Source organism: Pseudoalteromonas sp. C2R02, from assembly GCF_018860845.1.
GTDB lineage: Bacteria > Pseudomonadota > Gammaproteobacteria > Enterobacterales > Alteromonadaceae > Pseudoalteromonas.
This window is the reverse complement of record NZ_JAHKQC010000047.1, coordinates 41,135-53,148: the sequence shown is the minus strand read 5'-3', so window position 1 is coordinate 53,148 and position 12,014 is coordinate 41,135. Positions and strand designations below refer to the sequence as shown.

Sequence of the window (12,014 nt, the reverse complement as noted above, 5' to 3'; positions counted from 1 at the left end):
TCCGGCTCATATGTGTTAGGTGTTTATACTCTACATTGTTGCATTGTTCTAACTTTTCTTTCTGCTTGGAATAGGAGTTATACTTTTTATATAGATTAATGATAAGTACCTGTAACTTTCTATAGTCCAATTCAACCTTGTCGAAAATTTCACGTCTCTTTAAAGCTTTTTCAAACTCTTTTCTTGAAAAAAACGTTACTAGGCCGTCATTTTCTGTATTCAAAATAAAGTATAAAACTTTATTACTTAATATTATCTTCTGAGGATGAGTATTTGAACACCTCGGTAATTGAATTCCAACAACATAATTATTGATTTGAGATATATCCACTACGGTATTTTGGATTAACATTTTATCGTTTTTTGCAATATAGTGATAATCAGAACGACTGGTATTAAAATACTTATAGCCGTTTCCTAAATCATCGTAATCTACAAAGAGACCAACTAGGATCAACACAAAAAAAACAATAAATAAAAGACAACCTACTTTTTTCACCGAACCATCCAAAACACCTAACATTTGTATAAACGGCATGCACACTTATCAGGTTAGACCTCTTAATGTAAATTAAAAATAAGTCATTAATAATAAATAGCTTAGAGAAAAATAACGTCAAAAACGGAGGCGAGAAAGTGTGCGCGCACGCTTTCCTGGTTAGACCACTATATAAAAATCAATGTTTAATTATTTAAAATCAATAATATAAATTAAAATTTTTAACTAAATAAAGTGTGCTTGCACGCTTTGTAATTTATATGCGCCTATTATATCGGAGCATAAATTTGTATGTCACTGACTATACTAGTTTTATTTTTTATCAACAAGATAAAGCGTGCGCTACTTAAAAGCAAACCGTGCGATAAAGCTTAAGTTATGAGGTAAATAAAGCAAATAACATACTTTTTTAAGAGATTTAAAAACACTTCCACAAAATTGAATGTTTTTTCTCAGCTAAATATTCAAATCACCATTTCACTTTTACAAAATCGCTTTGTGCACTTAAAGATTCAACTAATAACAGTTTATTTTTATTCGGATGTAAATCAAATCCTAATCTAAATTTATTATTGCCAATTGAAATGCTTAATAAATCATTGTTAGCGCCTGCTTTTAATTTAGATATAGGCTCAAAAGAAACGCGATTTAAATATGATTCTCGACCTTGCCTCGAAGTAAAATATAATCCACTTTTATCTACTGACCAACGATGTAAATTAGCCGCTTCTATTTTAGTTAATTTCTCTTTTTTTATAACTTTATTCTCTTCAGTCTCTTCTAATGAAATCAGCCAAGCCACATCATTTTTATCTATGACAACAGCGTTATAGCCTTCAACCGCCAAAAATGGTCTATAGGCAATATATTCATTAATCACATGCGTATATGTTTTATCTTTAATAGTGATGTTTTTTATTTTAGCTTTACCATGTTCATAAACAGTTAAATACACAGATTCGTTATTATCATGCCATACAGGCTCTGCCACTTTCTTTAACGAATCCGTAATATAGGCTGGCTGTGACTGTAAACTTATATCACACTCAGCGAGTGCTTTAATGGGTTCTAGGACGAGCCTTTGATTTACGATAGCTGCAAAGTGGCTCTCTTTTGGACTGATCTCTAAATTTGTAATTTTTATATTACTTGGCCAGCAAGCCAATATAGATAAACTACCGCCAAACTCTTGTTTATGAAGTATTAAAGATTCAGTGGTTGATGTCACAAAATATACCGCTGTGCCAATATTATTATATCGAGGTAAGTCTTGCGCCCCCGGCAATGCGATAATGTCACTTGCAGATATTAATGGTCGGTTATGATCTACTTTCTCAGATAATAAAAAGTTTGGCTCTTCTTTGATATCCAAATAATTACCATTATGTTGGCGCATGAGATAACAATTATCTCCACAGTCAGCAAAAATATCATTTGTATAAGCTGGAAATTGGGGTAATTTAGTTAAGCTGTTTTTAATGATATCAAACTTAATTGCAGCACCGCTAAAAGCACTTAAAGTTAATGTATTATTATCTTGATGCCATACAATACGGTTAACAAACATAGATACAATACGATTCGCGATGAGTGTGCCTGATCCAGTTTCAATAACTAATAATGAAAACTCCCCTTTAGCAACTTCTCTGATAATAGCTAAGTATTTTCCATCAAATGATTCTGAAGCTAAATAATCACCTGACCCTGTCACTTGAGGAGATGTCATTGTTATTAATTCTTGTGTTACTAAATCAAATTTATAAATGCTGCGGTTATTTGATACATAGGCTTCTTGCGCTAGATAAAGCGCATTATCTCCATGCCAGCCAACAATATATTTATCCTTCAAACTAGGGTGTTGCAATATATCTACATTAACGACTTCCCCGTTTTGATTAAACTGTGTAATTATGCTGTTTGATACACCATTATGACTTCGTCCAAATGCCAGTTTATATCCTTGTTTCGACCAATAAGCACCTGAATAATGTGCACCATCCCAACTTATTCTTTGCAGTCTGTTATTTTTTAAGTTTTTAATAAGAATTTGTTGTGGAGAATCACTTTTACTACGGTGTGTAAATGAAATTGTTTGCGAATTATGATTGAAACTACCATAAGTTTCAGAGCCCGCAAGTTGTGTAATTTTACTGACTTTAAATTCTGTTGTGATTGTTAAATCATTATCAGTAGTGTTATTTAAGTAGAAAACATAAGAAAAACCAATGCACAAACAAGCTAATACAATAATAAAAGGATTTAAAAGGCTGGGTTTCACTTCGCTATTTGAAGGGTTTTCATTTGATTTATCAGTTATTAAAACTTTTTCAACTGGCGCTATAAATTTATAACCTTGACGTGGCACAGTTTTTATAAAAACTGGAGATTTCGCATCATCCCCAAGTATTTTTCGTAACTTTTTAAATGCAGCTCTAACTGCTTCATCACTAACATGTCTTCCAGCCCACACTTTATTTTGAATTTGCTCACGACTCACCACATTAGGTGACTCTAAAACTAATAAAGCCAAACAAGAAAACAGCTGAGGTTCTAGTTTTATTTCTTCATTATTTTTATAAATACGCTCTTTAGACAAATCAATTTTAAATTCGTCAAAAATAACAACATCCTGAAAACCTGACTCTAAACCAGCCATAAAAAACCCTAATAATACATGTGACCTTTTGTGAACACCCCATTATTACATGAGTTCACAACAGTTAACAAAAGGTTGTTTGCTTTAAACCATTCTTTTAATTAATTCTAATAAAACACTTTGGCCTACTAGGTTCAAGTGTTTTTAACTTGAAATTTCGCATTAATTTCATACTGAAAATAATAAATTCATAAAGAGGTACTATGAAACTTTTATCCATACCAATTATCATCTATTGCTTTTTACAGCTAGCGATTTTAAATATTGCTAATGCCAGTTCTGAGACAAAAAAAGCGCAAACATTAACTCAACTCAATAACAATATTTCAAAGATCATGGAAAAAAGTACACTTCCTTCTTTGGCTTACGCATTAGTCAATAAAAATGGTATTGAAGAAATTAAAGTACTCGGATTTTCTGATTTAGAGTCGCAGAAAATAGCTGATAAAAATACCTTATACCGTATAGGCTCAGTATCTAAAATGTTCACCTCTATTGCGATATTAAAGTTGATAGAACAAGGCCGTTTACATCTTGATGATGAAATAAAAGCGTTAGTCCCAGAAGTCAAATTTTATAACCCTTGGCATGATACTCATCCTATTAGAGTGGTTCATTTACTTGAACATACAACTGGTTGGGATGAAATCGCTTTAACTGAATATGCAAAACACAATACGCCTGAACAAACTTTAATTGAAAGCTTAAATTATTATCCTGAATCTAGAACATCTCGCTGGCCTGCAGGAAGCCGTTCAGCCTACTCCAATTCAGGCTCAGCTGTGGCAGCTTACATAATTGAACAAATTACAGAACAAAACTTTGAATCTTATATCCAAGAAACAGTTTTTACTCCGCTTAAAATGCACAACACAACTTATTTATATAATGGACAGGTTAAGAGGTTTGGTGCAATCTCTTATGTAAACCAAAAAGCTCAAACATATAAACATCTTATATACCGTCCAGTGGGTGCAATAAATTCAACTATTGAAGATATGGCTAAGTTTACAAAAATGCTACTTAATAGTGGCAAACCAATTTTAACTGCTGAATCTATCAAGCGTATGCGAAACAGTGAATCAACTAATTCAAATGAAATTGAAAATGGATATGGCCTAAACAATATCCCTGTTTTATTAAATAATTTTTTATATCACGGACATGACGGAGGTGTTAATGGTGCTTTAGCAGATCTAAGATACTTACCTAGTGACAACTCTGGGTTTGTAATTTTAACTAATAGTTCAAATCCAAGTAAATTAAAACAAATTCGAGAACAGATTGTCACTTTTCAAACTCAAGGGTTAAATAAACCTGAAGTGTTTTCAGAAACCATATCAAATAAAATATCTAAACAACTGAGCGGCTACTATTACACTGTAAACCCTAGATTTGAATTAGCACATTTTTTCAATAGATTAGTAGCTGTATATAAAGTAACTGCTACGGAGGAAGCATTATTATTTGGTGGTTTAATATTTAATGCTAAACCTAAACAGTTTTTATCGGCCTCTAAAACTTCATTTAAATCTATAGATAATGGTCTAGTAACTTTAGCGGTTGCAGAAGATCCTATTGATGGCAAAGTTATCCATTATGGAGATAAAGTACTTAAACGTACCAATGCCTTTGCTGTTTATTTTCAGCTTATAACAGCAAGTCTTTGGATAATAATCGTCATTTCATTCATTGTTGTTTTATTAATAAATGGTATTAATAAACTTAGAGGGAAAAAGCTAGCAATTGACCACAAACAATTGAGGAAATATCCATTATTAGCCTCTTTTACTGCTTTATTGATGGTCACATGTGTATTTTTAGGTATGCAAAACCCCTATTTAAACTTTGGCAATAAGACTGTTTTTTCATTAATGCTAATGTTAAGTACTGTTTGTTATGCCATTTTCTCATTAATAGCCATTTACAATACTGTTAAAATACCTATTAAGAAAGTAAATAAGCTAGCTTATAGTTATCATGCTACTTGTTCTGTTATTCATTTGCTTGCGTTTAGCTATCTACTATATTTTGGCATTATAGGTGTGAGAGTATGGGCTTAAATTCAAGCGAAGCAGCTTGAGTTGATAAAAAAGCAGAATGTAAATCCTGCTTTTTGAGTACAACTAACAAATCTAAGAACGTAACTTAAAGCGATCTACCAAGTGTTTCATTTGATCAGAAAGCTCATTCATCCTAGATGCTTTTTCTGATGTTTGATTCGTAACTTCTAATATTTCAGATGATGATGAGCTAATAGCGACAACATCTTTTGAAATTTCAATTGTTGTTGCTGACTGCTCCTCACAAGCCGCAGCAATTGATGTGATCATAGCTTCTATACTTTGGGTTCCAGCCATAATTATCTCTAAAGACTCACCTGCTTTACTTGCTAACTCAACACTTTTAGAGGCTTGCTCAATGCCTTCGTTAATACTACTAATCACAGCTGTGGTGTCTGTTTGTATCGCACCGATAGACTTGGCTACTTCTTGCGTTGCATCTGTGGTTCTTGCAGCTAAAGTTCTTACTTCATCTGCTACAACAGCAAAGCCTCGACCTTGTTCTCCAGCTCTTGCCGCTTCAATTGCAGCATTGAGGGCTAATAAATTTGTTTGCTCTGCAATACCATTAATCACTTGTATCACGTTACCAATTTCAGTGCTACGTTCTCCAAGTTGATTGACAATATTTGCAGTTGAATTAACCGCTTCTGATAATAAATTGATCCCTTGTACCGTTTGAGTAACAACTAAACCACCTGTTTTTGCTTGTGCTCCAGATTCACTCGCACTCGTTGCTGCGGTTGAGCTTTGGTGCGCAACTTCATTAACTGTTGCTGTCATTTCTTCTGTTGCCACAGAAATAACATTTGCTTTATCAGCCTGTTCATTACAACTTTGAGTCATATCTAAAGTTGCAGTTAATATCTCATTGGCGGCACTTGCAACAGAGCTCGATACGCTATTTATATCCCGAATTAATTCATTTAAAGAGTTTGCCATAGTATTCATAGCTTGAGCTAACTCTCCTATTTCATCACCACTATTATCTTCGATAGGTTGGCTCGTTAAATCACCTTCACTGACCCTATTTGCAACACTCAGTACGTTATGTAATCGTTTATTAATACTACTTGTTAAGTAAAATGAAATACCACCCGCAGTAAAAATGGCAATAATTGAAATGATAATTAATGTAGATAACTGGTTATTCAATGAAACTAATGTACCATCAATCGCCGCAATAGCATCAGACTTCTCCTCTTCAGCTGAACGATCTAAAATTTCTTCAACCTTAGCGAATAGTTGATGTTCCATTTCGTCCGCTGATTTTAAAGCAGACGATCTACCTGTTGGATCGAATTTTTCAAAAATAAGCTGCGCAGTAGTTTTTATCTCATTATATAGATTATATATTTTTTGAAGGTTAACTAATTCTTGAGGCTTTTGCTCTAGCGGTTTTAGTTGCTCAAAATAACTTTTAAATGAGTCACTATCTTTGTAAAAATCAGCTTTTTTACTTAAATCTCCTGCAGTAAAACTCGTAACAGATGCTAACATGTCTCCTGCTTCATCTATTAACTCTAAATATAGACGCACACCAGGTAAGTCATCTTTTAGTGACTCTGCTAAATCAGTAGATTTTAAAGCGTCGTTAAACTCTTCTTGCTTAAGTTTATCGAGCAAGTTTTCAAGCTCACGCGCTTTACCTTCTTCTAGATTTTTAATTAAAGAGAATGCCCACTTTTCTGTTTCAGGATTATAACGAGAAAAAATATCTTTATGAGCGCGACTAGCATAGGTATCAACGATTTCTTTAATTTTGGCCATTTTATCACGATCTTTTTTATTAGCCGATTCCAGAGGTTTTAACTGATTATAAAACCCCTGAAATTCCTGATAGTTTTTATCAAAATTTTCAACTTCATCTATTTCTCCAGTTAAATATTCTAATAAGTTAGATTGCATATCTCCAACTTCATCTAATACTTGTAGATATAAGATCACACCTGGAATATCATCACTTTGAACTTCAAAAACGACTTTTTGAATGTTACTACTCTTAATCCAAATAGTTAAAGATACGATTAACATCAAAAAAATCACTATACCAAAACCAGCATAGATTCTTTGAGAAAGGGTCATTTTCATAATGGAGTACTCTATCAGGGTAAGTTTTTACTGTAGTATATTTAGCTCGATTTACTAGTTTTAGAGTATCAGAACTTACACAAACAAAATGTTTAAAAATAAGTGATTTATGTATATTTATGTACTGAAGTTTTTTCGACACTAAAAAAAGTAAACGATGCTTTTCAAGGGATAAAACACCGTTTACATTTGGGTTACATACTTCAAATACAGTGTACCCGCATATTAAAATTAAAAGGTTGTTGTAATATTGGAATTTATTGATTTTTATTGAATGTGGATATTTAATAAACAGCTTTATTATTTTTCATAAAAAAGTCAGCAATAAAAATTATGAACTGCTATTTCAGGTAAAATATTTGTAAAATAAAAACTGCGTATTATTGAAGAAAATAACGGTTAATTTTAAAGATTTTTATGATAAATCTTCAACTTTAGAGAACCTTTTAAACGATTTACCATCTCTTTCAATGGTTTCATCAAACATAGTTAAAGGGCGTACCCAAATACCTTTATCACCATATTCAGGTTGATATACAACTAATAATTCTTGTGTTTCACTATGTTTTGCCACATGCAGTACTTGATAAAAATTACCTTTAAAGTGTTGGTATCGGCCTGGTTCAATCATATTAATTCCTTAAATAACTTGGCAAGCAAGCGCCAAACTGGCGCTTATAAAAAACAGTTAAGCTTAGCCGTTGAGCTTATCAAATAAACCGCCCAATTTTTCTTTGGCTTTTTCTTCTAACTTCTTTTTAGCTTCGTCTTTTAAAATTTTAGTTTGTTGTTTTTTAGCTTGCTGCCAAATCGCAGATAATGCTTGTTTAACTAATTCGGTGCCTAATTGGCTTGCAGGCATGCCTTTCTCGCCACCAATATTTGTTAAATTGATATCAGTTAACACAGCTTGATGTGCTTTATTACCAAGCTTTGATAAATCAACTGTTAAAGCAACACCTGCTAATACAAATTTGTTAACGCGAACAATTGGCTCTTTTGTCGCTGCAGAAGTGTTTTGAGATGCAGGTTCAGTTGCATTATTACTAGCTGTATTTTTCTTAATCGTATCGAGTACATCTTTAATATTAGCATCTGCATTTTCAGTAAACTCAACAAAAGCTTGCGGTTTATCTATGACTATTTTATCGATAATAATAAGATCGGTAGTCAAGCTCTCAAGATTAATATCTAAAGTGACTTCATCTAATGAAAACACTGAAGGTGCAGTATACTTTGATGGATTAGCCAAAACTAAACCTTTAATTGTGCCAGCGCCTTCTAACAGTTTCATATCTACTGTATTAACAGTGACAGGCTGCTCTATCACTTTTGTACCAACTTGCTCAATTTGCTGTTTAATCAAATCATTAAGTGCACCACCAGTTAAAAACCAAAATGCACCTAATATTACCAATATTAAAGCAGCTAGAATCATTGCTATTTTTTTCATTTCAAAATATATCCTTTATAAATTTAGATGAATTATATAGAAATTTAAAAAAACACAAAGTAATTAATGTATTAGAGAGCTTTAAATATGTTTGATTAAATAACCATGTTATGCAAATTTAAAAAATACAATACTGCCTATTAATACCAAAGCAACATAGAGTAAGAAATGAATACCTGCTTGGCGATGTTTTTTAGCATGTTCGCAAACTGTTTGATTAGTGATATTTTTAAGTAGTTTTAATCCGTTAGGAGAAACAAAAACCATAGGAATTTTAAAATATTTAGGTGAACCTAGTTGTTGCCATACTTCAGGCTCTAAATTTTTAACTGATTGATAGTAATAATATTCAGAAAATGCTGAGCGCAACATCAGCAGCACCCAAATTGATATCAAAAAAATTAGCATAAGTCCCTTCCTAAAAAATTAAATTGTCATCTATCATTTAAGCATAATAGATATTAGACAAACACCCAATCATGCACAAAAATTGTTAGTGGGATATTGGATAGGCTCAAATATGAATATTAGACAAAAAATTACACTGCCCGTCATTATTGGAATATGCTTAATCCTTTGCTGTACGTATTTTAGTATCTTTAAACTACAGTCATTACTTGATGAATCAGAACATATTATTAAGCATGATATGACAAAAAGTTTGTTAATAGCACAAACTAAAATCTCCTTTAAAGATCAAGTTCAAGCTTGGAAAAATATTTTAATTCGAGGTAGTAAAGCAGATTTAAGAGATAAATATTGGGCACAATTTTTATCTCATTCTAATAAAATACAAACCAACTTCAAAAAAATTGTTCAAATTTATGAATTGAACGATGTATTAAAAAACAAAATACAACAACTTGCCAGTGCCCATCTTTCTCTGAACAGGCAATATGAAGCGGGATTCAACGCATTTTCAATCTCCTCAGATATGGCTGCTGTAGATGAACAAGTTAATGGGATTGATAAGCCTTTTAGCTTGGCTTTAGAGCAAGTAATAAATAGCATTGCCGATATCGCACAAAATAATCAACAACAAATCAATCAGCAACAATCATTAGTTACAGCGGTATTTCCAGCGATTGCCTTTTTGTTATCTATCATGGTAATCGCAATCATCATGTACATCTTTAATAAAAAAATAATTAACCCATTAAATAAAATAATTGAAGATACAATTTTAATATCCCAAGGAAAATATGATATTGATATTCAATACCCTCACGATGATGAACTTGGCAAACTTAAAGACTCATGTATTGAAATTAAAAACCATATTGTTGATGCAGTTTCGAGTATTTCAGTGGTAAAAGTCGAAGTTGAAGATGCTTTTGCTGAGCTCAATCTTGTCGCGGAGCAAATATCTAAGGGAGCCAAAGAGCAAAGTGAATGTAGCCAAATGATGGAAAAGATCATAACAGGGTTAATAACCATAGCTGGAGAGCTTGAGCATCATAGCCATGAAGCAATGTCTTCTACTCATACAGTAATCAAAATGTCAGATAACTGTAGTGCTAAAATCAGCGAGTCATCAAAAGACATGCAAGACTTAGTTACAGAGGTAGAGCACACAACCACTATAATAGAAGAGCTATCTAGCCAAGCGGGTGCCGTAAGTAGTGTGTTAGACGTAATAGAAGGCATAGCAGATCAAACCAACTTACTCGCATTAAATGCAGCAATAGAGGCAGCAAGAGCAGGTGAAGCCGGCCGTGGATTTTCAGTTGTTGCCGATGAAGTGAGAACCCTTGCCACAAAAACACAAGAATCGACTCACAATATCAATAGCATAATTAAAACTTTACAAAGTTCGGCAGATCAAGCTGTTTCAGCTATGGCAGAAGAAGTGAACATCACCACAAAAAATGCTAAACAAACTGAAGAAGCACAAATGTCCTTAAAAAATATCTCTCAAGAAATGGGAAATATGGCAGCGCTGAATCAAAAAGTTGAAAATGCAGCAACTCAGCAAATGAATATCACTCATGAGCTCAATGAAACTTTAGAGCAGCTACATCACGTATCAGAAAATTACCGTACATTAGCAGAAAGCGATAAAGTCAGTAACGCTGTGGCTAATGCAAGTAAAGATCTCCATTTAATGGTAGAAAAGCTCACTGGTAACCTTGAACATCAAGAGATCGAACTATTTGATTAATTAAATCGAGTTCATATTAATTATTAGTAATTTACTGAATTTAAATACTTCTATACCATTGCAACATAAAATGACTTCCTAGAGAAATAATATGAAAACAGCATTTATTACAGGTGGTGCAACAGGTATTGGTGCAGCTACAGTAAAAAAATTCGTTAACCAAGGTTATAAAGTTGGTTTTATTGATACTAATCCACAAGCTGCTGATTCATTAGCTATAGATTTAAAAGAAAATATATATTTTTATAAAGGTGATGTACGTAAAGTATCAGATCAAATTGCTGCTATTGAAGGTACTATTGCAAAATTTGGCGAAATAGATGCTGTATTTGCCAATGCCGGTATTCACCAATCTAATTCTATTCTTACTGTCACAGATGAAGAGATTGATACCATTATAGATATCAATATTAAGGGGATTGTTATCACAGTAAGAGAAACCGCTAAAAAGATGAAAGATTCAGGTGGTGGTAGCATAGTGATAATGGCTTCAGATCAAGCATTAATAGGCAAACCTAATAGCTTTAGCTATGGCATGACAAAAGGTGCACTAGGCCAAATCACAAAAAGTTTAGCACTTGATTTATCAACACATCAAATACGTGTAAACGCAGTTTGTCCAGCAACAATCAAAACCCCTTTAGCAGATAAAGCAATGCAACGTTGGGCTGATGCCGACTTAGATGGCAATTTAGAAAAAGCATGGGAGCTTGAAGCACAGGCCCACCCAATCGGCCGTGTCGGTTTAGGTGAAGATGTTGCTAATTTGGTTTATTTTTTATCATCTGATGAAGCAAGCTTTATTACTGGTAGCTTGCACAGTGTAGATGGTGGTTTAACTGCAGGTTAGCACTCTATGTGCCAATAATTAAGCAGATAAAAATACCTTAGGATACTTTTATCTGCTCAGACTAATAATTTCACAATTACCCCTTAGCCAAAAAATCTAAAACATAACAGTTTAACAAATTCAAGAAAACCCCATTAATTCACGTTAAATCCCCCTAAAATAGCTTTAAATTCAATAAAATTACTTTTCCTCTAAATTACACCAACTTGATATTTTTAGCTAAAACCTATAACATTATTAT

Annotated in this window: 9 protein-coding genes; 3 read left to right on the top strand and 6 right to left on the bottom strand. The window is 32.9% G+C overall.

All coding sequences use genetic code 11. The features are described from left to right. Window positions 1-499, bottom strand: a 499-nt coding sequence (locus KO527_RS23465; RefSeq protein WP_216042669.1) for a hypothetical protein, incomplete at its 3' end; no start/stop codon positions are given. A 469-nt stretch (window positions 500-968) separates the two neighbouring features. Continuing rightward, window positions 969-3,155 carry a transcriptional regulator gene (locus KO527_RS23460; RefSeq protein ID WP_216042668.1) on the bottom strand — a complete coding sequence of 729 codons (2,187 nt, stop codon included), beginning with the start codon at window positions 3,153-3,155 and terminating at the stop codon, window positions 969-971. Between the two features lie 203 nt (window positions 3,156-3,358). On the opposite strand from KO527_RS23460, the gene KO527_RS23455 reads away from it, so the two are divergent. After that, a complete protein-coding gene (locus tag KO527_RS23455; RefSeq protein ID WP_216042667.1) occupies window positions 3,359-5,218 on the top strand; it encodes a serine hydrolase domain-containing protein in 1,860 nt (619 codons plus the stop codon). A 72-nt stretch (window positions 5,219-5,290) separates the two neighbouring features. Here KO527_RS23455 and KO527_RS23450 read toward each other — a convergent pair whose 3' ends face one another. The 4 genes from KO527_RS23450 to KO527_RS23435 all read right to left on the bottom strand — a co-directional run bounded on the left by KO527_RS23450 (window position 5,291) and on the right by KO527_RS23435 (window position 9,170). Beyond that, on the bottom strand, window positions 5,291-7,309 hold the full coding sequence (locus KO527_RS23450; protein ID WP_216042666.1) for a methyl-accepting chemotaxis protein: 2,019 nt from the start codon (window positions 7,307-7,309) through the stop codon (window positions 5,291-5,293). Window positions 7,310-7,724: 415 nt separating this feature from the next. Then, on the bottom strand, window positions 7,725-7,940 hold the full coding sequence (locus tag KO527_RS23445; protein ID WP_216042665.1) for a DUF1653 domain-containing protein: 216 nt from the start codon (window positions 7,938-7,940) through the stop codon (window positions 7,725-7,727). A 63-nt stretch (window positions 7,941-8,003) separates the two neighbouring features. Beyond that, entirely contained in the window at window positions 8,004-8,762 is a 759-nt protein-coding gene (locus KO527_RS23440) for a hypothetical protein (RefSeq protein ID WP_216042664.1), read from the bottom strand. Window positions 8,763-8,870: 108 nt separating this feature from the next. Then, complete coding sequence (locus KO527_RS23435; protein WP_216042663.1) at window positions 8,871-9,170, bottom strand: hypothetical protein; 300 nt, start codon at window positions 9,168-9,170, stop codon at window positions 8,871-8,873. A 112-nt stretch (window positions 9,171-9,282) separates the two neighbouring features. On the opposite strand from KO527_RS23435, the gene KO527_RS23430 reads away from it, so the two are divergent. Then, entirely contained in the window at window positions 9,283-10,923 is a 1,641-nt protein-coding gene (locus KO527_RS23430; protein ID WP_216042662.1) for a methyl-accepting chemotaxis protein, read from the top strand. A gap of 91 nt (window positions 10,924-11,014) precedes the next feature. Beyond that, window positions 11,015-11,773: an SDR family NAD(P)-dependent oxidoreductase gene (locus KO527_RS23425; RefSeq protein WP_216042661.1), complete on the top strand. Its 759-nt coding sequence runs from the start codon at window positions 11,015-11,017 to the stop codon at window positions 11,771-11,773. Window positions 11,774-12,014: the final 241 nt, after the last annotated feature.

Bases quoted from the DNA above. Each gene is read 5' to 3' on its own strand.
- KO527_RS23445 (WP_216042665.1), bottom strand. From the start codon at position 7,940: ATGATTGAACCAGGCCGATACCAACACTTTAAAGGTAATTTTTATCAA.
- KO527_RS23450 (WP_216042666.1), bottom strand. From the start codon at position 7,309: ATGAAAATGACCCTTTCTCAAAGAATCTATGCTGGTTTTGGTATAGTG.
- KO527_RS23435 (WP_216042663.1), bottom strand. From the start codon at position 9,170: ATGCTAATTTTTTTGATATCAATTTGGGTGCTGCTGATGTTGCGCTCA.
- KO527_RS23460 (WP_216042668.1), bottom strand. From the start codon at position 3,155: ATGGCTGGTTTAGAGTCAGGTTTTCAGGATGTTGTTATTTTTGACGAA.
- KO527_RS23455 (WP_216042667.1), top strand. From the start codon at position 3,359: ATGAAACTTTTATCCATACCAATTATCATCTATTGCTTTTTACAGCTA.
- KO527_RS23440 (WP_216042664.1), bottom strand. From the start codon at position 8,762: ATGAAAAAAATAGCAATGATTCTAGCTGCTTTAATATTGGTAATATTA.
- KO527_RS23425 (WP_216042661.1), top strand. From the start codon at position 11,015: ATGAAAACAGCATTTATTACAGGTGGTGCAACAGGTATTGGTGCAGCT.
- KO527_RS23430 (WP_216042662.1), top strand. From the start codon at position 9,283: ATGAATATTAGACAAAAAATTACACTGCCCGTCATTATTGGAATATGC.